The following is a 24053-nucleotide window of genomic DNA, read 5'->3' as shown; positions in this document are numbered from 1 at the left end:
AGCGCGTTTGCTCTGCACTACGGTGGGCGGGCTAATGAGTTCACGGGGGTGGGGGCACCGAAGTGTTGATGGCCATGACGACGCACGTCCGGCCCGAGAGCGGCATGCCCGACCCGGAACCGTACGAGCAGCGGCGCCGCGCCTCACCGTCGGCGGCGGTGGGCGACCCGCACGCCGCAATCCTCCCGGCCGAAGCCGCGCAGGCCGCCGTGACGATCGCGGCGACCGCCCCGACTCCCAACCTGCCACCCCGCACCGCCGACCAACTCGTGGGCCGAAAGGCCGAGTTGCGGGCCGTCACCAAGGCCCTGGCGCACGACGACGGCGGCGGCCTGGTCACCCAGGCGACCACCCTGCACGGCCTCGGCGGCGTCGGCAAGACCAGCCTCGCCCTGCACTACGCCTACAGCCAGGCCGAGCACTACCGGCTGATCTGGTGGATCACCGCCGAGTCCGAGGGACAACTCGCCGAGGCCTTCGCCGGACTCGCCGTCCACCTCCACCCCAGCTGGGCGCTCACCGCCCCGCCCGGCCAGCAGGTCGAATGGGCCATCGCCTGGCTGCGCGCCCACGACCGCTGGCTGCTCGTCTACGACAACGCCGAGGACCCGGCCCACCTCACCCCCTACCTCGGCCGGCTACTCGGCTGCGGCCACCAGCTGGTCACCAGCCGCCGCGCCGGCGGCTGGCACCCTGGCATCCGGCCGGTACGCGTCGACGTCCTCGACGCCCCCGAGGCCGCCCAGCTGCTCTGCGGCACCGCGTACCCGCGCGCCGCCGTGGACGCCGCCGAGCGGAACGAGGCCCGCGCCCTGGCCGACGAACTCGGCCACCTGCCACTGGCCCTCGCCCAGGCCGGCGCCTACGTCCAGCAGACCGGCACCACCTTCGCCGCCTACCGCGAACTGCTGCGCGCCACGGGCCCGGTGGGCCCCGGCGCCGAGGACACCGTCGCCCGGCTCTGGCAGACCACACTCCGCACCGTCCAACACACCGCCCCCTTCGCCGTCGAGCTGCTGCGGACCCTGGCCTGGTACGCCCCGGAGGCGCTGCCGCGCGCGGCCCTCACCCCGTTCGGAGCGCGCCGGCCGGAGGAGGTGGAGCGCGCACTCCGGCTACTGGCCGACTACAACCTGATCACCCTCGGCGACACCGTCGCCGTGCACCGGCTGCTCCAGGCGGTGCTCCGCGACTCGGAGGGAGCCCGCCGACTACGGCAGCGGGCGGAACGGCACCTGGCGGGAGCAGCCGCCCGGCTCTGGCCGGACGCCGAACCGGGGCTGCGGCGGGCACTGCTTCCGCACATCCGCGGGCTGGCCGCCGGCGGGCCGTCGGAGGAGCCGACGGCAGAGACCGTCGCGCTCTACGGGCTGGCGGCGGGGGAACTCACCGACCGGGCGCAGCGGGTGTACGCCGTACCGCTGGTGGCGGCGATGGCGGACGGGCAGAGGCGGTTGCTCGGCGAGGACCACCCCGACACCCTGACCGCCCTCGGGCGGCTCGGCAAACTGCACGCCCAGACCGGTGAACCGGCACGGGCGGTCGAGCTGTGCCGGGAGGTGGTCGCCAAGCGGACCCGGGTCCAGGGACAGGACCACCCCGCCACCCTCGCCGACCGGCACACGCTCGCCCAGGCGTACCGCAAGGCGGGCCAACACGCGCTCGCGGTCCGGGAGTTCCGGACGGTCGTGGCCGAGCGTGCCAGGGTGCTTGGGGCGCACCACGCCGATACCCTGTGGAGCCGCGCAAGCCTGGCCTACGCGCTGCAAGTGGCTGGTCGACACCGGGAATCCGTGGCCGAGTTCGAGCAGTTGGTGGTGGACACGGAACGGGTGTTCGGCGTCGACCACCCGGACCTCCTGGCCCGCCGAAACGGGCTCGCCTTCGCCCAACTCGCGGCGGGTCAGCACGGGTTGGCCATCACGCTCTACGAGCAGGTGGTCGCCGACCGCACCCGCGTCCTGGGCGCCGACCACCCCGACACCCTGAACACCCGCGGCTGGCTCGCCGCCGCCCACGCCGAGGCCGGCGACTACCCGGCGGCGATGGCCGCGTACGAGGCGGTGGTCGCGGACCGCACCCGGGTGCAGGGCACCGACCACCCGCAGACCCTCCACGCACGCGGACGTCTGGCCTCCGTCCACCGAAAGTCCGGTCAAGCCGTCACCGCCGTCGCCGAGTTCACGGCCCTCATCGCCGACCACACCCGGGTGCTCGGCCCCGACCATCCGCACACCCTCGACGCACGCACCGGCCTGGCCCGCGCCCACCGCGAGGCGGGCGCGCCCCACCGCTCGGTCGAGCAGCACCGCCTGCTGGTCCGCGACCGCGCACACGTCCAGGGCGAGAACCACCCCGACACGCTGGAGGAGCGCAGCTACCTGGGGTACGCGCTACGCGCCGCCGGGGCGCCGGGCCTCGAAGTCGAGGAGCTGGAACGCCTGGTGGCCGACCGGGCCCGGACCCAGGGCCCCGACCACCCGGACACCCTGAACGAGCGCTCCGGTCTCGCCCGGGCCCTGCACGCCGCGGGCCGCCCGCGCGAGGCGCTCGCCGTATGGCAGCGACTCCACACCGACCGCGAGCGGCTCCACGGCCCCGAGCACTACGAGACCTTCGGTGCCCGCCTCGCCCTGGCCCGGGCCTTCAGCCACGTGGGCGAGCACCGGCGCGCGGCCAAGCTGTGCGACGAGCTGGTCGCCCACCGGGGGCGGGTCCTGACGCCCGACCACCCCACCGTCCTCCACACCCGGATCTGGCAGGCCTGGCTGCACGGCGAGGCCGGGAACCACCGGCTCGCCGTACAGCTGCGCGAGCAGCTGGTGGCCGACCGCACCAGGGTGTACGGGCCCGAGCACCCTGGCACGCTCGACTCCCGCAAGGGGCTCGGCTACGCCCTCCAGGCAGCGGGCCGCCTCCGGGAGGCGCGCGTCGTCCGCGAGGGCCTGCTGGCCGACCGCACCCGGCTCCAGGGCCCCGACCACGTGGACACCCTCAACGCCCGGCTCAACCTGGCCATGGCGCACGCCGAGGCCGGCCACCACCGCCTCGCCTTCGAGCTGGCGGCCGAGCTGGTCGCCGACCGCACCCGGCTGCAGGGCCCGGACCATCCGGACACCCTCGACACCCGGTTCTGGCTCGCGTCGGCGCACGGCGACGCCGACGACCACCGCCGCGCGACGGAGCTGTGCGACGCGCTCACGATCGACCGTGCCAGGGTGCTGGGCCCCGACCACCCCGACACCCTCAACACGCGCTACTGGCTCGCCGACAGCTGCCGGGAGGCCGGCGACCACCGACGCGCCATCGCCCTGTTCCGGACGCTCGTGGCCGACCTCACCCGCGTCAACGGGCCGGACCATCCCGAGACTCTGAACGCGCGCCTGGGCCTGGCCCAGGCGGTCACGGGCGCGGGTGACCACCGGCGGGCGCTGGAGTTGCACGACCTGCTGGTGACGGACCGGATCCGGGTGCACGGCCCGGACCACCCGTTCACCCTCAACGCCCGCTGGTGGCGGGCGAACTCCTTCACCGAAGCCGCCCACCACCGCCTCGCCGCCGAGCTGTACACCGAGCTGGCGGCCGAGCACAACCGCGTCCACGGCCCCGAGCACCCCGACACACTCCTGGCCCGCTGGTGGCAGGCCATCGGACACGTCCAGGCGGGCGACCACCGGCTTGCCGTGGAGCTGTACACCGTGCTGGTGGCCGACTGCATCCGGGTCCATGGCCCCGAGCACGCCCGCACCCTGGCCGTCCGGGGCGGCCTGGCCTGGGCCACCTCGGCCGCCAAGAACCACCACTGGGCCCGGGCCCTGTACGAGACGCTGATCGCCGACGACACCCGCGTCCTGGGTGCGGACCACCCGCTCACCCTGGGCTGCCGCAGTTCCCTCGCCTCGGCGACCGAGGAGGCCGGCGAGTTCGCCAGGGCGCTCAAGCTCTACGAGGACGTGCTGACAGACGGGACACGGGTCCGGGGTGCGGACCACCCGGACACACTGGCCACCCGGCGCTCACTGGCGTACACCCACCGCGAGGCGGGCGACCACCGCCGGGCCGCCGAGCTGTACGAGCGTCTGGTCCCGGACACGGAGCGGGTGCTGGGCCCGGATCATGTCACGACCCTGAACACCCGGTTCGGTCTTGCCCGGACCTGGCAGGAGGCGGGCGACCACGGCCGGGCCGGAGAGCTGTTCCGCGCCCTGGTCACCGACGCGCTGCACGCACTCGGACCGGGCCACCCCGTCACCCTGGACACCCGTCTCGGGCACGCCCGCTCGATGGTGGCGGCGGGCGGCTTCCGCGCCGCCCTGGAGCTGTACACGTCGCTGCTCGCTGACTGGGAGAGGGCGCAGGGCCCCGACCACCCCGAGGTTCTCAGCGCCAGATGGTGGCACGGCGCCGCCTGTCGCGAGGCCAGCGACCACCGCCGGGCCGCCGAGCTGTTCGGCGCCGTGGCCGTCGACCGCGCGCGGGTGCTCGGCGCCGACCACGACGACACCCTGAACACCCGCTGGTGGCAGGTCTACTCGTGCCGTGCCAGCGGTGACCTCGGGCGTGCCCTGCGGCTGTGCGAGAGCCTGCTCGCAGACCGCCTGCGGATCAACGGCCCCGACCACCCGGAAACCCTCGCCGTCCGATTCCTGCTGGCCTGGATCCACCGGACGTCCGGCGACCACCCGCTCAGCGCCCGGCTCAACGAGGCCCTGCTGCGCGACCGGATCCGTGTCCAGGGCCCCGACCACCCGGCGGTCCTCACCACGCGGAGCGACCTCGCCGACGACCGCCGGATCGCGGGGCTGTACCGACAGGCCGCCGCCCACCGCGAGCTGCTGGCCGCCGACCACGCCCGCGTCCAGGGGCCGGACCACCCCGACAGCCTCGCCGCACGATCCCAACTGGCCCGGGACGTCGGCGACATCGGCGACCTCGACCGCGCCGCCGCGCTGCTCACGGAACTGATCGCCGACCGGACCCGGATCCAGGGCCCCGACCACCCGGACACCCTGGACGAGCGGGGAAACCTCGCCCTCCACCACCGCCGCGCCGGCCGGCGCCGCCAGGAGGTCGGCGAACAGCAGACACTGGTCGCCGACCACGAGCGGGTCCACGGCCCGGACCACCCCGACACGATCACCGCCCGCGACAGCCTCGCCCACGCCCTCCGCCACCGGTGGAACCACGACCGTGCCGACGCGCTCTACCGGGCCGTCCTGGCCGATCGCGCCCGGATCCTGGGGGCCGACCACCCCGACACCGTCGACGTCTCGGACAGCATCGCGCTCAACCTCTTCGAGGCCGGCCGCTACGCCGAATCCGCCGCGTGCTACCGCGAGACGCTGGCCGTCGCCCGCCGGGCCTTCGGCCCCGAGAAGAACCTCCTCCTCGGGCTTCGGCACCACCGGGCCATGGCCCTGGTCCTGAACGGGGACCACGACGCCGCGATCGCCGAGCTGTCGCCGCTCGCCGACGACTGGACCCGGCCCGGCGGCATCGGCTTCCCCGACCTCGTCATCACCGGATGCACACTCGCCTTCGCGCGGCACCTGAGCGGGGAACACGAGGCCGCCCTGCGCCTGGCCGCCGACCTGGTCTCCGCTGCCACCGACACGCTCGGCAGCCCTTCCCTCGCGACCGTCACGGCCCGCGAGAGCCAGGCGCTGCTGCTGGCCTGCGGTGCCCGACCGCTGCGGGCCGTCGTCCGGCTGGAGGAGCTCGCGGAGGCCTGCGCGCAGAGCCACGGCGCGCGCCACCCCGTCACCCTGAGCGTCCGCCAGAGCCTCGCTCACGCACGGCTGCGGGCGGGGGACCCCGTCGGGGCGGTCCAGGTGTACGAGCGCATCATCGCCGACCGGGTCGCGGTCGCAGGCTCCTCGCCGACCGCCGCGCTGCTCGCCGGGCACCGGGAGGCCGACGACGTCGCCGTCTGCATCGGCGCCGGGCGTCCCGGTCCGCTGCCGCTGTTCCCCACCCTCGCGGTCGGCCTGGCCCAGGCACTCGCCGACGGCGGGCTCCGTGCTGCCGCCCGGGAGCTGCTGGAGGCCGTCCTCACCGGACGCGAGGCCCTGATGGACCCGGGCCACCCGCTGGCGGCCGAGGCCCGCGCCGCGCTGTCGCAGCTCGACCGCTCCGCGCCGGCAGCGGCCCCGCCCGCGCCCGTCCGCCCGGAGCTCAGCCGGAGCGCACCCGCCCCGGTCCCCCGCCGCTCCCGCGGCTCGATGCACCGCTCCGCCCAGCCGGCCGTCGACCGCCCCGCCTGGCGGCCCCGGCTCACCCTCACCGACGACCCCGCCGTGGGCGCCACCACCCATCTGGAGCTCCGCCTGGAACCCGCCGAGGACACCCCGCACGCCGATCCGGGAAGCCTCCCCGACCTGCGCCTGGTCGCCGCCGTGACCGCCGACGCCGCGCTGGACCCGCCCGTCGCCGACTACACCCCGACCGGCGAGCCCGCCCGGTTCGCGCTGACCCCGGCCTCGCCCGGCCCGCACACCCTGCGGATCACCGTCTTCGACCGGAGCCATGGCGCCGTCCTCCAGGACCTCTCCGCCGTGGTGGACGTACCTCAAGCCGCACGAACCCAGGAGCAGGAGTAATCAGCGTGCCCCGGGAGCTCCACGTCGACATCCTGCAGAACCCCTCCGCCGACTACACGCGGCTGCCCCGGCAGGCGGTCCCCGCGGCGGACCTCCCGCCCAAGGGCCGAGCCCCGCTGGACCTGGTGGTGTCGCTCAGGCGTCTGCGCGATGATTCCGTGCAGATATCCGCGTTCCGTCCCGGCGAGCGCACCCCCAGGACCCGCAGCCACTGGGCCTATCTCGCCGTCTCCGCGACCACCCTGCTGGCCAGGGCGGCCCGGCTGCGCACCGTCTGGCGCGACCGCCTGATCGCCTACGACCCCGACCCGCTCAACCCCTACCCCTTCGCGACCGCCGTCGACTTCAATCCTCTGGCCGCCGTCGCCGAGCGCAAGGTCGCCGAACTCGCCGAGGAGGGGCGGTACTTCCTGGAGACCATGTTCGAGGGCACCGACCCCGACCTGGTGCTCTTCCGCGAGTACCTCAACCGCACCCTCACCGAGCACGGCTCGCTGCGGATCAGCTTCGACTCCGACCTCCACCTACCCTGGCCGATGCTCGCCGTGGAGAGCGCCCAGGCCGACCCCTGGGCGGACTTCCTCGGCCACCGCCACCAGGTCGAGCAGACCGGCGCCGCCTACCCGCTGATCCAGCCGCCGTACCCGGCCCGGGCCAAGCCCGTCACCAGCCTGAACACCGACGACCAGCTCACCGGCATCGGCCGGGCGCCCGAGGTGCGCAAGCTGCTGGAGGACCGCTCCCAGCTGACCGTGCGCACTGAGTCGGACCTGCTGCTGGAGGCGCTGTCCACGGCCGTGCTGGACGAGGACGTCATGTACTTCTGGTGCCACGGCCAGTTCGTCGCCAACGACTCCCCGTACCAGCAGCTCGCCGTCCGGCTCTCCGACGAACGGCACATCGACGCCGAGCTGGTGCGCCGCCACCGCCGTCGGCACCTCAGCCGGCCGGACGCCGTGTTCCGGCCGTTCGTGCTGCTGAACGCCTGCCACACCGGGCAGTCGGCGGCAGCCGAACTCGACCACCTGGGGCGGGCGTTGGTGGACCTCGGCGCGGACGGCGTGCTCGGGCCGCAGCTCCAGATCCCGCAGGAGTTCGCCGCCGAGTACGCCTTCGCCTTCCTCGACCTCTACCTCACCGGCAAGTTCACCGCCGGGGAGATCACTCAGCAGCTGGTCCGGTGGTTCGCCCGCGAGTACCGCAACCCGCTGGCGCTGGCCTACTCCCTGCACTGCGGCATCGACAGCATCCTGGAGCTGAACCCGTGACGGCACCCCTGCGACCAACGCCCCCGACCGCCGTAGGGCCCGCGACCACCGTGCGGCCCGCGACCGTGGACCTGGACGAGAGCGGCCGCCTGCTGGTGCCGGGGACGAGGACCCCCGCCCCCGAGGCGCGGGTCGCCGACCACCTCGCCCGCCATCTGCGCATCCCCGAGTGGGCCACCGACCTCTTCGTCTACGTGCACGGCTGGCAGACCAGCCCCGAGGCCGCCGAGCGCACCGCCGCCGCGCTGATCGGCCGGGCGGCCGACCTGCACCGCTCGGCCCCGGCCGCCTACCCGGGGCTCGCGGCCGGGTTCCGTCCCTGGTGCGTGGTGGTGCGCTGGCCCTCGTCGAGCCTGCCGACCCTGGGCGGCTACCGGCGGATCCGCGAACGGGCGCACGCGATGAGCGCCCGGGGGCAGGCCGGGCGGATCCTCGGCCATCTGCTCGGATACCTCGACGCGGGGCGCGGCCGGCCGGACGCGCCCCGCGTCCTCGCCAACCGCCACGGCCAGTACCTCCACCTGCTCGGGCACTCGTTCGGCGGCCGTTTCCTCTGCGAGGCCGTCCAGTACGCGGCCGCCCGCCCGGCCGGTCCCCCGGTGCTGAGCTGGAGCCGGCCCGGCGACCCGACCCGCCCGTTCACCGTCGACAGCGCCCTGGTCTTCCAGATGGCCGCGCCCCGGGACGCCTTCGTCCGGCTCTTCCCCCGACTCTTCCTCGGCCCGGGCCGTCCCGGTGCCCCGCTGCGCGGCCCGCTGGTCCTCACCCACTCGCGCTGGGACCGGGCCACCGGTTTCTGGCACCTGCGGGCCGAGGGCCTCCCGGGCATCGGCCACTCCGGCACGGGCGCCGCCCCGGTCCCGCAGTTCAGCACCCGGCTCCGCGCGGCCGACTCGCCCTATCCGCACGCCGAGCTGGACCACCCGATCGTCAACATCGACGCCGGGCACGTCTACCGGGGCGGCCTGGCCACCCGGCTGCACCCCTCGGGCGCGCACTCCGACTTCCAGCACCCGGAGTCCGCCCACCTCCTGCTCAGCCTCGCCTCCCACTCCCGCTGAGCGTCCGCCCGGACGCGGCCGGACACCCCCGGGTACGGCCGGACGCCCCGGATACGGCCGGGGCCGGGTGCCCATGAGCACCCGACCCCGGTTCCGACCCCGCTGGCCGTCAGCGCTGACGCACCGAGGTGAAGCCGCAGACGGGCGTGCAGAGGGTGACGATGCCGCTGTAGCGGTGGGTCGTCCGCCCCCGGGTGATGCTGTGCACGGTCAGCTTCTCCCGCAGCGTCGGCTGGTGGCACCGCGGGCAGATCGCGGCGACCGGCTTGCCCCAGGGGCGGTTCGGGTTGAGCCTGGTGGCCGCCACCACCATCAGGACCACGGCGAGGCCGGCGCCGCCGAAGCCGACCACCCGCCACATGTCGTTCGAGGACTCCCGGCGGTCGATCATCTCGTCGTAGCTGTAGGTGCCCCCGCCACCGTGGTTGGACCAGATCCGGCACTCGGTGTCCCGGGTCATGGTCTTGCCGTCGCAGGTCGGGGCGCCGGTCGGGTCGGACTTGCCGACCACCAGCGCCAGGAACAGCCCGAAGCCGGCGAGGAGCCCCAGCACCACCAGCGCCGTCGTCCGGCTACGACCGCTGTGGAGACGTGTGCGCTCTTTCACCGCCGTATCGATCACAACGTGCGCCATGTTGCTGCCGTCGACCGCCACCGCAGATCTCCTGTTGTTCGGTTCTGTGCCCGGATGTTTCCCCCGGTCGGCCGGGGTTGACACGAACCCACCACGGTCGGGCCGCGTTCGCACGGAACTTGGCGATACCGTGACCTCGGACCGACGCCCCGTCGGACCCGCGGACCGGCGGTCAGGCCTGCGGCGCCACCGAGGCCAGATAGGCCTCCGACTTCCCCGGGTCGAGGAACCACTCCTCCAGGTCCGCCGGGTCGTCGAAGGCGTTGGCGAACCGGTCCCTCACGGCCGGGAGTTCACCACCCGCGACGAGCAGCTGGAGGACGTGCAGGGGCGGCGGCATGAGCATCGCGTTGCTCCAGACCGTGGCGACGCGCCCGGCCGTCGTCCAGAAGCGGTCGAAAGCGGCCTGCTGGAAGTCCCGGTCGAAGGGCTTGTCGCCATGGGCGAGGATCGCCTCCAGGTAGCCGGCGGCGCACTTGGCCGCGTTGTTGGAACCCTGGCCGGTGATCGGGTCGTTGGTGACGACCACGTCCGCGACGCCCAACACCGCTCCGCCGCCCGGAAGTTCGCCGACCGGACGGCGGACCGTCGGAGCGAACCGACCCGCCAGGGTGGCGCCGGGGTCGGCGAGTTCGACGCCGGAGCGGGTCCGGTCGTACTCCCAAGGCGTGAAGGTCTTCATCAACTCCAGCATCACCCGCAGGTGTTCGGCCGGGTCGCGGAGCCCGTCGAAGGCATCCGCCGGACCGCCCGGGACGGCCTCCCACAACAGGGCGTCGCAGGGCCCGGCCGCGGTCAGCACCGGCATGACGAAGAGCTCCCCGATGCCGGGCACCACGTTGCAGCGCACCGCCTGGAAGTCATGCTCAGGACGCGGCGCGAGCCCGTACACGTAGGCGGCGGCCAGCGCGCGCTGCGGCCGGGTGTACGGGGACCGCTCCTCGTCGCGCTCGAACAGCGAGGCCAGCGATCCCTTCCCGGAGGCGACCAGCACCAAGTCGTAGGAGCCGGCGAGGTGTTCGAGGTCGGCGGCGCTGACCTGCCGCAGTTCCACCCGGCCGCCGCGATCGGCGAACAGCTCCAGCCAGGTGGACATCTTCAGCCGCTGGTCGACGGACTGCGCGTGGCCGCCCAGCCGCCCGACCCAGTCGATCACCCGCGCCGACTCCGGCCCGCTGACCGACACGCCGACCCCCTCGATCCGGGGCGCCTCCTCGGCCCACAGGTCCAGGCCGAGGGTGCGCTCGGTGCGCAGCGCGGCGTCGAACATGCACTGGGTGGACATCACCCGCCCGTCCCGCACCTCCTGCGCGTCACGGTCGGTCAGCAACGTCACGTCGTACCCGTGGGACTGCAGCCCGAGGGCCAGTTGGAGGCCGGACTGCCCGGCGCCGACGATCAGGATCCTGCGCATCGCCCCTGCTCTCTTGATGGTCCGTCCGAGCCCGGCCGCCCGCTCCGCCCGGTTGCCAGTGGTCTGGATATCAGTCCTGGGCGCCCGCGTCCACGGCGCCGACACGCCGAGGCGGCATCCGGTCGATCGGGACGCCATCGGGATGTCGATTTGAAAAATTCTTCAAGTTCATACAGGGTGGCCTGTCGCCGACACCCCGCACCGACGGCCCGGACAGCACAGACAGTGCAGACCCACAGACAGGACAGCCAGAGCCAATGAGCGACAACCTCCCCCCGTGCCCGCAGTGCTCCAGCGAGTACACCTATGAGATGAACGCCCTCATGGTCTGCCCCGAGTGCGGCCACGAGTGGATGCCCGCCGAGGGCGGCTCCGAGCAGGCCGCCGGCGCCCGCGAGCGGGTGATCCGGGACGCGGTCGGCAACGTCCTCAGCGACGGCGACACCGTGACCGTGGTCAAGGCCCTCAAGGTCAAGGGCAGCGCCTCCGGCATCAAGGCCGGCACCAAGGTCCGCAACATCCGCCTGGTGGACGGCGTGGACGGCCACGACATCGACTGCCGGATCGAGGGCTTCGGCGCGATGCAGCTCAAGTCCAGCGTGGTGAAGAAGGTCTGAGGCCGGGAGCCTGAACAGCCGAACGGTGACGGCCCGTACGAGCATCCGCTCGTACGGGCCGTTTCCGCTGTCACTCCCCGGCGCGCTCTTCATCAGGCGGCGGCGCGACCGGGAAGAGGATCGGGCTGAGCAGGAACGGCTCCCGCCCCAGCGCCGGCCCGTTTTCCAGTCGGGGCGCCAGGACGGCCAGCAACTCCCCACCCAGCTCGGCGAGTTCCTCCGGGGTGAGCCAGAACGTGCCCTGCCGGTAGGACACCCCCTGTGCCGCCGGGTCCGCGTCCTCCTGGTCCAGGTAGGCGTTGAATTCCGCGAGCAGGACGGCCATCGCGGCCGCGAAGCCCCGCCGGTGGTCCTCCTTGGTCATCGCGGCGGCAGCGGCGGCGTCGATCACCGGGCGGTCCTTGCGCAGCCGATAGTGCCGCTCCACCGCACCGCGCACCCGCTGCTCCTGCGCCACCTCCAGGAACCCCGCCTCGGCGAGCAGCGCGACATGCCGGTAGACGGTCACCTTCGACACCCCCGACCTGCCCGACGATCCTGCTGTCCGCCGACCGCCCCCGCCGCGGCGGCGAACGCACCCACCCCGCCCTCCAGTCGCACCAGCGTCAGTGGGCGGACGCACTGCCGGACGGACGCTACGAAGCCGTCGACTCCGGACACTTCATCCAGGCGGAGCAACCGGCGCTGGTCGCCGACCGCATCCGCGAGCTGCTCGACCGGGGCTGAGGCCGAACTACCGATCCGGGCGTGCCAGTGGGGCCTTCGACGAGCGGGCCAACCAGCTGACCGCCCGCAATCTGACGCTGTCCCGCGAGGTCGGGGCGAGCAGGAACGCACCGCTGGGTGGGAGCTCAGCCCGGATCCAGGGGAAGCGCGCCCGGCCGGACTCCGACGAACCGCCCAGGGCGCTCAGCCGTTCTCCAGTGCCCGAAAGGCCTCGACGTTACGCGCGCGCCAGTCCGCGAAAGTCCGGGGCTTGCGTCCGAGCAACCGCTCGACCGTGTCGGTGCGGAACCTGACGGTGTCGGCGCGCAGGAGGACGAACGCCGGGCCGATCGCCATCGATCCAGACTGCGGCATTAGGCTTGTCCGGGCCCGAACGACCATTCGACCGACCGCACGGTCCGGGCATCGGGGCGCGGGCGGGCCTGTGACCAGGACATACACAGGGGGGACACAGCAGGATGCACGAGGAACAGGAGTACACCGACTTCGCCGAGCACGCGAAGTACGAGGAGTACGAGGAGTACGAGGACGAGCCGGCGCGCCGTTCGACCGCGCGCCGGGTCGCGTTGGTGGCGGTCGGAGGGGTGTTCGCCGCTCTGGTCGGGGTCGGCGGGTACGGCGCCTACAACCTGATGAGCGCCGTGTCGGGCGGCTCCTCCGGGGACGGGGGCGCCGACACGGCGGCCGCCGCGACGCGGTCGCCGCAGCAGCCGCCGGACGCGGCACAGGCCGAGGCGGTCGCCAAGGACTTCCTGGCGGCCTGGGGGCGGGGGGACTTCACGGTCGCCGCCGGGCTGACCGACCGTCCGGAGGCCGCGCGGATGGCACTGAGCGCGTTCCACGACGGGGTGCCGGCCAAGTCGCTCGCCCTGACCGGGACGGGCCCGGCCTCGTCCGGTACGCCGAGCGAGCCCGCCGTCGGCTTCAAGGTACGGGCGGAGTTCGACGGGGCCACGGAGGCCTGGGAGTACGACAGTGTGCTGGGCGTCATGCGCGCGGCCGACGGGCGCACGCTCGTACGGTGGGCGCCGAACGTGGTCCACCCCAAGCTCGGCGCGGGCAGGACGATCGCCGTGCGGCCGCTGCCCAACCCGGTGTCCAAGCCGACCGACCGCAAGGGCCGGCCGCTGGACTCCTTCCCGTCGCTGCGCAGCGTGCTGCCGCAGATCGCGCCCCCCGACGGCGCCACGGTGGTGACCGGGCAGGCCGTGGTGCTGTCCGGCGGCGGGGCACAGGATCCGGAGCAGTTGTTCGTTCTCACTCCGCCGAGCGCGCCGCAGGTCAAGCTGACCCTGGACGCCGACCTCCAGCAGGTGGCCGAGGAGGCGGTCAAGCAGCAGTCGGCGGGCGGAAAGCCGGCCTCGCTGGTGGCCGTCCAGCCGAGCACCGGGCAGATCCTGGCGATGGCGTACGCCCCGCAGGGCGGCTTCAACCGAGCGGTCGGAGGCGGGCAGGCGCCGGGTTCGACGATGAAGGTGATCACCTCGGCCGCGCTGTTGGAGGCCGGGGTGGGCCCGGACACCGTGGTGCCGTGCAAGGAGACCACCCACTCCCCCAGGACCTGGCACAACGACGAGCCCGGGGACTTCCCCAACTACACGCTCACCGACGACTTCACCCGCTCCTGCAACACCGGCTTCATCGACAAGGGTCTGGAGAAGCTGCAGCCGGGCATGCTGGCGACGGTGGCGCGCGAGCAGTTCGGTCTCGGCTTGCAGTGGCGCATCGGCATCCCGAGCCGGGACGCCACCATCCCGGTGCCGGGGAACAAGGACGAGACGGCCGCCGAGTTCATCGGCCAGGGCCAGATCCAGGTGAACTCGCTGCTGATGGCCTCGGTGGCCGCGACCGTGCAGAGCGGAACGTTCCGTCAGCCCGTGCTGCGGGAGGACGTCAAGCGCGTTACCGCGCCCGGGAAGCTGCCGGCGGATGTCGCCCGCGGCCTTCGCGCGATGATGGCCGAGACCGCGGCCCAGGGCACCGCCCGGGCCCCGATGTCCGGGCTGAGCGGCCAGATCGGTGCCAAGACCGGCACCGTCGAGGCCGGTTCGGGCCAGGCCACCAACAGCTGGTTCATCGCCTACCGCAACGACCTCGCCGTCGCGGCCGAGGTCGAGGGCGGCGGCCACGGCAACAGCGCGGCCGGTGTGGCGGCGGCCCAGGTGCTGCAGGCGGGCGGCAAGGGCTGACGGTCAGTCCCGCACTGACGACGTACGGAGCGGGAGGACTGATGGCCGTCACGATCGCGAGCCCGTACACCGGCGGCTACCTGGCCCAGGGGCGGGGGCACCGGAAGGAGGTGGACCTCGCCTCGGTCAGCCGGGCGGCCTGGTCCGCCCTCCTTGCGGGACGTGCTCGCCCGACTCCGCGAGGCCCCTCCACTCCTGTCGGCCGATCCGGCGCCGGCGGAGCTCAGGCTCGGGCCGTCAGCCCCCGAGATCCACCCCCGCCGGGCATCATGGCGGGATGCCTGAGCTGATCGATCCGACGGTCCGCCTGCGGACCTCGTTCCTGGCGGCGGTGGCCGAGTTCCACGAACTCGGCCACCCCGTCCCGTGGTTCGTCACCGACGTCGACCCGGCCGCCCTGACCGATCCCACCGCCTTCGCCGGCTACGTCGCCCGGGTCCTGGCCGAGCGCACCGAGGCGGGCATGCGCCCGGACGCGGCGGTGCCGATGACGACGCTCTGGTGGGCCGAGGGCGACCGGCTTCTGGGCCGGATCGCGATCCGCCGCCGGCTGACCCCGAGGCTGCGGCGGGTCGGCGGGCACATCGGCTACGACGTACGGCCCGGCGCCCGGCGCCGGGGCCACGCGACGGCGATGCTCGCCGCCGCCCTGCCGGTCGCCGCCGCGCTCGGCATCACCGAGGTGCTGCTGACCTGCGACGAGTCGAACACCGCCTCCCGGCTGGTGATCGAGGCCAACGGCGGCCGCCTGGTCGGCGTGGAGGAGGGCAGGCTCCGCTATCTGGCGCCGACCCCCGCTCAGCTGCCCGAGATCCGGAAGACCGGGTAGCCGGGGGCGATCCGCAGCAGTTCCTCGGTTGGCGCGTCGGGGCCGATGCCCCCCAGAGGCTGACGCCGGCCTTGGTGAGGCCGGCGACCACCCGGTGGACGACGTTGTTGGCGGCGGCGCCGAGCCGGGTGGTGGGCTTGATCTCGCGGGTGGTGGGGTCGGGCGACTGCGCGGGCTGGGACATCGGACTCCCTCGTTCCGTGACTACCGCTTCATTTCGAGAGCACTGCTCTCGGCGACGTCCCTCGACCCCGCCGCCGATTTCTTCGCCTGGACCGCCGAACAGACCGCCGACACCATCGGCCTCTGACCGCGCGACACCAGGACGACGACCGCGCGCCGCTGTCCCGACCGAAGCCACCACCGGGCGCCCCGGCCTCCTCGGCTGACCCTCAGTCGCCCAGCAGCCGCCGGGCGGCGAGGGCGATCCTGGCGCGGGTCAGCCCGGCGGGGTCGGTCAGGTCGAACTCCAGGACCTTGGCGATCTGTTCGAGCCGCCGGGCGACGCTGCTGTGGTGCAGGTGGAGAGCCTCGGCGGCACGGCGGAGCGAGCCGGTGGCGCAGTAGGTGTCCAGGGTCTCCAGGTCCTCCGGGGCGGCGGCCAGCCTGGTGACGGCGACGACGTCGGCGTTCTCGCGCAGGGTGTCCGCGGGTAGCTCGGCCAGCAGCGCCAGCGCGCCCAACTCGGCATGGCGGACGACGGGTTCGCGTGGGGTGGTGAAGCGCAGCGCGGTCCGGGCCTGCCGCCAGGAGCGCTCCGGGCTCCCGGCGGCGCCGACGCCCGCCCGTACGCCGTCCGGAAGCCGCGCCGGATCCGGGGCGGCGGCCAGGACGACACCCACCTCGGCCAGCGGTGCCGCCTTCACCGGCCGGCCCGGGCAGAGCAGGGCACCGATCCGGTCGAGCGGGAGCTCCGTACGGACGGCGACGACGCTGAGGGCCGCGCCGGGGGCGAAGCCCAACAGCCGCAACGCCCGGGCCCTGGCCGCCTCGTCGCCGTCGGCACTGATCGCCAGTTCGACCAGCGCCGGGTCGGCCATGGTGGTGCGGGCCGGGCCGTAGCGCTCGACGGCCGACGCGACGGCGATGGCGAGCCGCTCGAGCAGGACCTCGTCGAGCGGGCCCGCCGGGCCGGGGCGTTCCAGCCACACCGTGCCGATCTCCTCGTCGTCGAGGGTGACCGGCACCTCGCTGGACGCGGGAGTATGCGCGGCGGTCGCCTCCGTACCGTGCGGCGAGACCCGGGTGACCCACCCCGTGCCGTGCAGCCGGATGCCCGCCACGCACGCGGCCAGGCCCGCCGAGGCCCGCGCGAGCGCCGGCAGATCCACCCGACGGCGCATCAGCGTGTCGTAGAACCCGACGATCCGGATCGCCCCGTCGACGTAGGCATCGAGCCCCGACAGGCGTACGGCCAGTGCCTCCATACCAGCAGGATAGGGGGACGGGCCCGGCCGCAGGTGCGCCGATCGGCGCACGATCGGGCCGGGACGCGCGACGAATGGCGGGTGACCCGCGCGGGGACGGCCGCGAGGATGGTCGTCATGGATCCCGAACTCGAAGCGTTCATCCCGCTGTTCCCGCAGACCGACCTGGCCGATCCGCCGACCGCGCGCACCCGGTTCGCCGAACTCGCCACCGCGGCGCCCGCCCCGGAGACAGGGGACATGACGGTCGAGGACCACACGGTGCCCGGCGACCCGGACGTCCCCGTGCGGATCTACTCCCCGCACGGCGCCAGGGGCGCCGTCGTCTGGCTGCACGGCGGCGGCTTCGTGATGGGCAACCTCGACACCGAGCACCCCTGGGCGACCCGGATCGCGGCGGGCTCCGGCGCGGTGCTGATCTCGGTGGGCTACCGGCTGGCTCCCGAACACCCGTACCCGGCCGCCCTGGACGACGCCTACGCCGTCCTGCGCTGGACCGCCGAGCACGCCGCCGAGCTCGGCGTGGCCCCGGACCGGATCGCGGTCGGCGGCCACAGCGCGGGCGGCGGGCTCGCGGCCGCGGTCGCGCTGCGGGCACGCGACGAGCGGGGACCGGCGATCCGCTTCCAGCTGCTCAACCAGCCGGCGCTCGACGACCGGCAGGAGACCTGGTCGGCGCGGAACTTCACCGACACGCCCTGGTTCAACCGCGGCAAGGCGGCGACCGCCTGGCAGCACTACCTGGGCGGCGCACCGGCCACACCGTACGCCGCTCCGGCCCGGGCCGACGACCTGTCCGGCCTACCGGCGGCCTACATCGCCACCGCCGAGCTGTGCCCGAACCGCGACGAGGACCTCGGCTACGGACTGCGACTGCTGCAGGCGGGCGTGTCCGTCGAACTGCACCAGTGGCCCGGCACCTTCCACGGCTCGCAGGCCATCGTGTCCGCCGAGGTCTCCCAGCGGCAGAACGCCGAACTCGGCGCCGTCCTGCGCCGCGCCCTGGCGAACTGACGCACGGCACGGTGCCGCAACCCGTCGACGTCCCGTCGACAACCCATCGATCCCCGAATCCGGTCCCGAAAGGACAGCCGACATGGACCTGCGCCTGCCGCTCTGCGAAGCCGCTCCCCCCTCGACCGACCTCGACCCCGCCCGCCTGCAGTCCGCCCTGGACGATATCCACCGCGCGGGCGTGCCCGGGGTGTTCGCCGAGGTACGGGCCGCCGACCACGTCTGGCGCGGCGCCGCCGGGACGGCCGACCTCGCCACCGGCCGCCCGGCCCTGCCCGACCTGCGTCAGCGCGTCGGGAGCGTCACCAAGGCCTTCACCGCCGCCGCGATCCTGCGGCAGGTCGAGCAGGGCCGGATAGCGCTCGACGCGCCGATCGGCGACCAACTGCCGCACCTCGTACCGGGCGAACGCGGCCACAGGGTGACGGTCCGGATGCTGCTCAACAACACCAGCGGCATGGCCGACTACCTCCCGTACGCGTTCCCGTCCCTGCGGAACTTCCCCTCGGTGCCGGACATCTCCGCCGAGAGCCTGGACGACAACCGCTACCGCCGGTTCGACCCGGTCGAGCTGATCGAACTCGGCCTCGCCGCGCCGCCCGTCGGCGAACCCGGCGGCCCCACGGGCGTCTACTCCAACACCAACTACCTGCTGCTCGGCCAACTCCTGGAGCTGGTGACCGGAACCACGGCCGAGGAGTGCATCACCCGGGAGGTCATCGAGCCCGCCGGCCTGCGGCACACCGGGTTCCCGACCGGGCCATCCGTCGACGGGCCGCACCCGCGGATGTACGAGTCCTTCTACGGGAAGATCGACCCGCCGCGCGACTACAGCGTCTACGACCCGTCCTGGGTGGGCCCGGCGGCCGCGTTGGTGTCGACCATGGCCGACCTCAACCGCTTCTTCGCCCTGCTGCTCGGCGGACGGGTCGTCAGCCGCTCCTCACTGGTGGAGATGCAACGCACCGTCCCGGTCCGCGCCTTCGACGGCACGACCATCCAGTACGGCCTCGGCCTGCACCGCGTCGACCTCGGCTGCGGCACCTGCTGGGGCCACGACGGCTCCGCATGGGGCGCCGGGACGATCTCGCTGATCAGGGCCGATGGCGGGCGCCAGCTGTCCGCCACGGTCAACCTCCAGCGCTGGAACGTCCCGGACGCCTCCGGCCGGCCCCAGCCCCACCCGATCGACGGGGCACTCGCCGCGCTGTACCGGCAGGCCATGTGCGGCCACCAGCCGGACAGCCGGGGCGTCGAACCGGCGCGGTGACCGCGGATCAATCGAAGGCCCGGCCCGGGCGGCGGTGAGCCGACCGGGCGCCACACCGACTCGGTGGCGTTCGACGTGGAGATCGTGCAGGCTCGGGCGCATGGTATCGGTAGTGCAGAACGTGGCGATTGACTGTGCGAATGCCTATGAGCTGGCCCGGTTCTGGAGCAGGGTGACCGGCCGTCCGCTGCATCCGGAGGACAAACCGGGTGATCCGGAGGTCCAGGTGCTGCTGGCGGAAGGCCCGGTCCTGTACTTCAACCAGGTGCCCGAGGCCAAGACGGGCAAGAATCGGCTCCATCTGTGTCTGCGCCCGGAGACCTCGCGTGATCAGGAGGTGGAACGGCTGCTGGGCCTCGGCGCCACCTTTGTCGCCGATCACCGGAATCCCGACGGCTCCGGCTGGGCGGTCCTCGCCGACCCCGAAGGCAACGAATTCTGCGTCCTGCGCAGCGACTCCGACCGGGCCGCGACGACTTCCTGACGCTTCCGCGACCACGGGTCGGCCGGCCCGGTCGCGTCACACCGGCAGTGCTCCGGCGGGATGGCCGTGCTCCCGGCCACAGGCGGTCAGGGCGCTGCGGCCGGAGCACGCCGGACCCGCCGCAGGTCGGGGACGGCGGCGGCACCGCGTGACAACGGCCCCGCCCGAACGCGGGACGGGCTGACCCGGCCGTGCTCAGCAGTTGATGTAGCTCATCGAGACCCTGGTGAAGTAGGTGCCCGAAGGGGCGTACATGGTGATGGCACGGGACTTGCCCTTGCCCCCGGCCCAGTCGCTGTCGACGACACCGCCGCTGGAGAGGTCGCCACGCACGAACGGACAACGGCCGTCCGCCCTGGTGTCGTGCACCGTTCCGACGATCTTGGTGTTGTTGTTGCACCACTTGCCGTTGGCGTAGCCCTCGGCGGACTCGATGCTCCAGTTCCGGGTGCAGGAGTCGGCGGCCGGAGTGGCCTGGGCCTCGGCCACGGGGAACAGCAGGGCGGCGAGGGTCAGGGCGGCGACGGCGGCTCCGGGAACGGCGGGGCGGCGCTTGGACACGGGGACCTCCACACAGGGGTGCACGATGGGCGTCTGCGCCGGGGCACCGGGGCGCGACCGACGCGCCCGCCCCAGGCGGCCCTTCGATCCTGACGTGCCCGAACGACCACCGTCAACGGCGCGGCCGGGCACCCGTCGCCACAGGCGCACCGGCACTGCCCGAGGACCCCAGGGGTGCGCGCCCGCACCAGACGGTCGACGCCCGGACCCGTCCGTCCGTTCTCGTCCCACCCGAACATTCGACCCCGTCGTAGCCGCCGTCGAAGCGTCAGGCGCCGCTGCCGTCAGCGCGGTCGGCTGCCGGTCAGCACCCGCCGGCGGCCCCAGGATCAGCACGGCGCCGACCTGGTAGGCCCGCCGCTGCCCGCCACCGGATCGGACAGCAGACGGTCCGCCGCACGTCGACGAAAAGCGAAAGGCAAGGAGGTCATCGCCTCCTTGCCAGTACCAACTTACCGCGCCCGGGGGGCCTTGCGGCAAGGCCCCGGTCATGGCGCAGAATCGTCGCCCGAGGCCGGAACATACGAAATCTTCGGTTCGCGACATACCTACGCCTTCGTCCCGCGTACAGGCCTCGCGCGAACCCATGGGGGAAGTACCGATGATCGACGTGATCGTGGTCGGCGGCGGGCCGACCGGTCTGATGCTGGCGAGCGAGCTGCGGCTGCACGACGTGCGGGTGGTGGTGCTGGAGCGGCTGACCGAGCCGACCTCGCAGTCGCGCGGCCGGGGCCTGCACGTGCGCAGCGTGGAGATGATGGACCAGCGCGGGCTGCTGGACGGGTTCCTCGCGGTGAGCGGGAAGTTCTCGGTCGGCGGCTTCTTCGGCGGCATCCACAAGCCGTGGCCGGAGACCATGGACACCGCCCACCCGTACGGACTGACCACCCCGCAGCCGGTCACCGAGCAGCTGCTCAACGAGCACGCCCTCGAACTGGGCACCGACATCCGGCGCGGCCGGGAGGTGGTCGGGCTGAGTCAGGACGAGGACGGGGTGACCGTCGAGCTGGCGGACGGCACGCGGCTGCGCTCGCGCTACCTGGTCGGCTGCGACGGCGGGCGCAGTACGGTGCGCAAGCTGCTCGGGGTCGGCTTCCCCGGCGAGCCCTCCAAGGTCGTTACCCTGCTGGGCGAACTGTCGCTGACCGAGGACCCGGCGACCATCGAGGCCGTCGTCGCCGAGGTCCGCCGGACCCAGCTGCGCTTCGGCGTCATCCCCCAGGGGGACGGGGTGTACCGCGTGGTCGTGCCCGCCGCGGACGTGGTCGAGGACCGCGGCACCGCGCCCACCCTGGAGGAGTTCCGGCGGCAGCTGACGGGCGTCGCGGGCACCGACTTCGGCGCGCACTCGCCGCGCTGGCTCTCCCGCTTCGGCGACGCCACGCGGCAGGCCGAGCGCTACCGGGTCGGCCGGGCCTTCCTGGCCGGCGACGCGGCGCACATCCACCCGCCCACCGGCGGCCAGGGCCTCAACCTCGGCATCCAGGACGCCTACAACCTGGGCTGGAAGCTCGCGGCCGAGATCCGGGGCTGGGCCCCGGCCGACCTGCTGGACAGCTACCACGCCGAACGCCACCCGGTGGGCGCCCGGGTGCTGGCCAACACCCGGGCCCAGATGACGCTGCTGGGCACCGAGGCCGGTCCCACCGCGCTGCGGGAGCTGCTCTCGACGCTGATGGACTTCGAGGAGGTGAACCGGTACATGACCGAGATGGTCACCGCGGTCGGGGTCCGCTACGACCTCGGCGAGGGCCACGAACTGCTCGGGCGGCGCCTGCGGGACGTCCGGCTCAAGCAGGGGCGCCTCTACGAGCTGATGCGCGGCGGCCGCGGGCTGCTGCTCGACCGGACCGGCGGCCGCCTCGCGGTGACGGGCTGGGCGGACCGGGTCGACCACGTCGTCGACGCGGGTGAGGAGGTGGACGTCCCCGCCGTCCTGCTGCGACCCGACGGGTACGTGGCGTGGGTGGGCGACGACCGGCAGTCCCTGCTGGACGCGCTGGCCCGGTGGTTCGGCGCAGCCGCCTGAGCAGCCCGGGTCTCCCGCCCCGGGCGAAGTGAGTAGCCGTACGCATGCGGCCGGTGCCCGGTCCGCCGCCGGATCCTCGCCCGAACGGCGTAGCGCCGTCCCGGCCGGGCCGCCCACCTCGGGGTTTGACCCGGCCACCCCTTGTTGTGACGCTAGGTCAGTACATGTCACTGCGTTGGTTCTTGGGGAGAGCGTGGACAACCGGTTGCTGATCCGTGTCACCGACGCCGACCAGCCCCGCCCCGCCTGCCTGCCCAGCGCCTTGTGATCCAGCGACCGCACCGTGCGATAGCCGAGTTCGAGCGCGCCGGCGCCCCGGGCCGCCGAGGGCCGTCGGCCCTCGGCGGCCGGTCATCCCAGGTCGGCGAGGGCCGCCTCCACGGCGCGGTGGAAGGTCGGGTAGGCGAAGATCATGTGCCGCATCCGGTCGAGCGGCACCTGGGCCTGGATCGCGACCGCCAGCCCGTACAGCGCCTCGCCGCCGGTCGGCCCGGCGGACGTCGCTCCGACGAGCACTCCCCGGTCGGCGTCGGCGACGAGCTTGATGAAGCCCTCGTTGCCGGCCTTGTGGATCCAGCCGCGGGTGGAGGACGGCAGTTGGGTGATGCCGGTACGGACGTTCAGCCCGTCGTCGCGGGCCTGCTGTTCGGTCAGGCCGACGGCGCCGATCTCCGGGTCGGTGAAGGTGACTCGGGGCAGGGCGCGGTAGTCGGCTTCGGGGCCGGGGTCGCCGAGGATGTCGCGGGCGGCGATCTCGGCCTCGTACATGGCGACGTGGGTGAAGGCGCCGTGGCCGGTGACGTCGCCGATCGCCCACAGGCCGTCGGCGGCGCGTAGTTGCCCGTCGGTGGGGATGGCGCGGGCGCCTGGGTCGAGTCCGACGGTGTCCAGGCCGAGTACGCTGAGGTCGGCGCGGCGGCCGGTGGCGACCAGGAGGCGTTCGGCGGTCAGGGGTTCGCCGCCGTCCAGGTGGAGGGTGAAGGTCGGTCCGTCCTGCTCGGCGCCGACGGCCCGGGCGCCGGTGCGGATCTCGATGCCCTCCCGTTCCAGGATCGGCGCGATCAGCCCGCCGGCCTCGGGTTCCTCGATCGGCAGCAGGCGCTCCAGGGCCTCGACGACGGTGACGGCGGTGCCGAAGCGGGCGAAGACCTGGGCGAGTTCGAGGCCGATCGCGCCGCCGCCGAGCACCAGCAGGGATTCCGGCGGCTCCCTCACCGCGATGGCGTCGCGGTTGGTCCAGTACGGCACCTCGGCCAGCCCCGGGACGAACGGCGCGGTGGGGCGGGTACCGGTGGCGATCACGACGCCGCGCCGGGCGGTGAGCCCCTGGCCGTTCACTGACACTCTCCTCGGGCCGGTGAGGCGGGCCCGACCGCGGATGAAGCGGCCGCCCTTGCCGGTGAACCGGTCGACGGCGCCCTGGTCGTTCCAGTCGTCGGTGGCCTCGTCGCGGATCCGGTGCGCGACCGGGGTCCAGTCGGGGGCGACCTGGGAGCGTCCGGCCATCCCGGGGACCCGCCGGGTCTCGGCCAGCAGGTTCCCGGCGCGGATCATCATCTTGCTGGGGATGCAGCCCCAGTACGGGCACTCTCCGCCGACCAGCTCGGCCTCGATGCCGATCACGTCGAGGCCGGCCTCCGCGAGGCGTCCGGCGACGTGCTCGCCGCCGGGGCCGAGGCCGATCACGATCACGTCCGCCTGCTGCTGTCCGCTCATCGCCGGTCCTCCTCGCCGGGTCGACCCGTCACCCCCACCACGTTAGGCGCCCGGCCGACGACCGGCAGCGGACATGGCCGAGTGGCCGACAGTCCCCGCACGGCCGAGTGACCGACCGTCCCCGCACGGCCGGGCGAGCCCGGCCGTGCGGGCTGGGCGGGGTGCCGGATCACCCGGCCCCGCACAGGTCCGGCCCCACGCGACGCGAACGGAAC

Annotated in this window: 18 protein-coding genes; 11 read left to right on the top strand and 7 right to left on the bottom strand. The window is 73.8% G+C overall.

Annotated elements, in window-relative coordinates:
* Positions 1-74 precede the first annotated feature (74 nt).
* From ACH4E7_RS23160 to ACH4E7_RS23150, 3 genes are read left to right on the top strand one after another with little or no spacing between them, the layout of a single operon-like run.
* Positions 75-6599: a tetratricopeptide repeat protein gene (locus tag ACH4E7_RS23160; protein WP_396250911.1), complete on the top strand. Its 6525-nt coding sequence runs from the start codon at positions 75-77 to the stop codon at positions 6597-6599.
* A 5-nt stretch (positions 6600-6604) separates the two neighbouring features.
* On the top strand, positions 6605-7867 hold the full coding sequence (locus ACH4E7_RS23155) for a CHAT domain-containing protein (RefSeq protein ID WP_396250910.1): 1263 nt from the start codon (positions 6605-6607) through the stop codon (positions 7865-7867).
* A complete protein-coding gene (locus tag ACH4E7_RS23150) occupies positions 7864-8928 on the top strand; it encodes a hypothetical protein (RefSeq protein ID WP_396250909.1) in 1065 nt (354 codons plus the stop codon). Before ACH4E7_RS23155 ends, ACH4E7_RS23150 begins: the two co-directional genes overlap by 4 nt.
* 109 nt (positions 8929-9037) lie before the next feature.
* On the opposite strand, the gene ACH4E7_RS23145 is transcribed toward ACH4E7_RS23150, so the two are convergent.
* Complete coding sequence (locus ACH4E7_RS23145; protein WP_396250907.1) at positions 9038-9484, bottom strand: hypothetical protein; 447 nt, start codon at positions 9482-9484, stop codon at positions 9038-9040.
* 250 nt (positions 9485-9734) lie between these two features.
* On the bottom strand, positions 9735-10976 hold the full coding sequence (locus ACH4E7_RS23140) for a styrene monooxygenase/indole monooxygenase family protein (RefSeq protein ID WP_396250906.1): 1242 nt from the start codon (positions 10974-10976) through the stop codon (positions 9735-9737).
* 257 nt (positions 10977-11233) lie between these two features.
* Between ACH4E7_RS23140 and ACH4E7_RS23135 the strand changes: the two genes are divergently transcribed.
* A complete protein-coding gene (locus ACH4E7_RS23135; RefSeq protein WP_396250905.1) occupies positions 11234-11593 on the top strand; it encodes a zinc ribbon domain-containing protein YjdM in 360 nt (119 codons plus the stop codon).
* A 70-nt stretch (positions 11594-11663) separates the two neighbouring features.
* On the opposite strand, the gene ACH4E7_RS23130 is transcribed toward ACH4E7_RS23135, so the two are convergent.
* Together ACH4E7_RS23130 and ACH4E7_RS23125 are read right to left on the bottom strand one after the other, a co-directional pair.
* Entirely contained in the window at positions 11664-12101 is a 438-nt protein-coding gene (locus ACH4E7_RS23130) for an ArsR family transcriptional regulator (protein ID WP_396250904.1), read from the bottom strand.
* A gap of 401 nt (positions 12102-12502) precedes the next feature.
* Positions 12503-12655: a hypothetical protein gene (locus ACH4E7_RS23125; RefSeq protein ID WP_396250903.1), complete on the bottom strand. Its 153-nt coding sequence runs from the start codon at positions 12653-12655 to the stop codon at positions 12503-12505.
* Positions 12656-12777: 122 nt separating this feature from the next.
* Between ACH4E7_RS23125 and ACH4E7_RS23120 the strand changes: the two genes are divergently transcribed.
* The 3 genes from ACH4E7_RS23120 (at position 12778) to ACH4E7_RS23110 (ending at position 15647) form a co-directional block, all read left to right on the top strand.
* Positions 12778-14508 (top strand): penicillin-binding transpeptidase domain-containing protein, encoded by a 1731-nt coding sequence (locus ACH4E7_RS23120; protein ID WP_396250902.1) that lies wholly within the window; start codon positions 12778-12780, stop codon positions 14506-14508.
* A gap of 277 nt (positions 14509-14785) precedes the next feature.
* Complete coding sequence (locus ACH4E7_RS23115; RefSeq protein WP_396250901.1) at positions 14786-15337, top strand: GNAT family N-acetyltransferase; 552 nt, start codon at positions 14786-14788, stop codon at positions 15335-15337.
* 94 nt (positions 15338-15431) lie between these two features.
* Positions 15432-15647 (top strand): hypothetical protein, encoded by a 216-nt coding sequence (locus tag ACH4E7_RS23110; RefSeq protein ID WP_396250900.1) that lies wholly within the window; start codon positions 15432-15434, stop codon positions 15645-15647.
* 82 nt (positions 15648-15729) lie between these two features.
* On the opposite strand, the gene ACH4E7_RS23105 is transcribed toward ACH4E7_RS23110, so the two are convergent.
* Complete coding sequence (locus ACH4E7_RS23105; protein ID WP_396250899.1) at positions 15730-16764, bottom strand: helix-turn-helix domain-containing protein; 1035 nt, start codon at positions 16762-16764, stop codon at positions 15730-15732.
* A gap of 117 nt (positions 16765-16881) precedes the next feature.
* Between ACH4E7_RS23105 and ACH4E7_RS23100 the strand changes: the two genes are divergently transcribed.
* The 3 genes from ACH4E7_RS23100 to ACH4E7_RS23090 all read left to right on the top strand — a co-directional run bounded on the left by ACH4E7_RS23100 (position 16882) and on the right by ACH4E7_RS23090 (position 19532).
* Positions 16882-17778 carry an alpha/beta hydrolase gene (locus tag ACH4E7_RS23100; RefSeq protein WP_396250898.1) on the top strand — a complete coding sequence of 299 codons (897 nt, stop codon included), beginning with the start codon at positions 16882-16884 and terminating at the stop codon, positions 17776-17778.
* An 82-nt stretch (positions 17779-17860) separates the two neighbouring features.
* On the top strand, positions 17861-19048 hold the full coding sequence (locus ACH4E7_RS23095) for a serine hydrolase domain-containing protein (RefSeq protein ID WP_396250897.1): 1188 nt from the start codon (positions 17861-17863) through the stop codon (positions 19046-19048).
* 100 nt (positions 19049-19148) lie between these two features.
* Entirely contained in the window at positions 19149-19532 is a 384-nt protein-coding gene (locus ACH4E7_RS23090) for a VOC family protein (protein ID WP_396250896.1), read from the top strand.
* A 195-nt stretch (positions 19533-19727) separates the two neighbouring features.
* On the opposite strand, the gene ACH4E7_RS23085 is transcribed toward ACH4E7_RS23090, so the two are convergent.
* The gene (locus tag ACH4E7_RS23085) at positions 19728-20093 is read right to left on the bottom strand and encodes a hypothetical protein (protein ID WP_396250895.1); all 366 of its coding nucleotides are present in this window, start codon (positions 20091-20093) and stop codon (positions 19728-19730) included.
* A 601-nt stretch (positions 20094-20694) separates the two neighbouring features.
* Between ACH4E7_RS23085 and rox the strand changes: the two genes are divergently transcribed.
* Positions 20695-22122, top strand: coding sequence for a rifampin monooxygenase (rox, locus tag ACH4E7_RS23080; protein WP_396250894.1), 1428 nt, complete (start codon positions 20695-20697; stop codon positions 22120-22122).
* Positions 22123-22473: 351 nt separating this feature from the next.
* Here the strand turns inward: rox and ACH4E7_RS23075 are convergent, their stop codons facing one another.
* Positions 22474-23838 carry a dihydrolipoyl dehydrogenase family protein gene (locus tag ACH4E7_RS23075; protein WP_396250893.1) on the bottom strand — a complete coding sequence of 455 codons (1365 nt, stop codon included), beginning with the start codon at positions 23836-23838 and terminating at the stop codon, positions 22474-22476.
* Positions 23839-24053: the final 215 nt, after the last annotated feature.

The organism is Kitasatospora sp. NPDC018058, from assembly GCF_044327205.1.
In the GTDB taxonomy this organism is placed as follows: Bacteria; Actinomycetota; Actinomycetes; order Streptomycetales; family Streptomycetaceae; genus Kitasatospora.
This window is presented reverse-complemented; position numbering and strand designations above follow the sequence as displayed.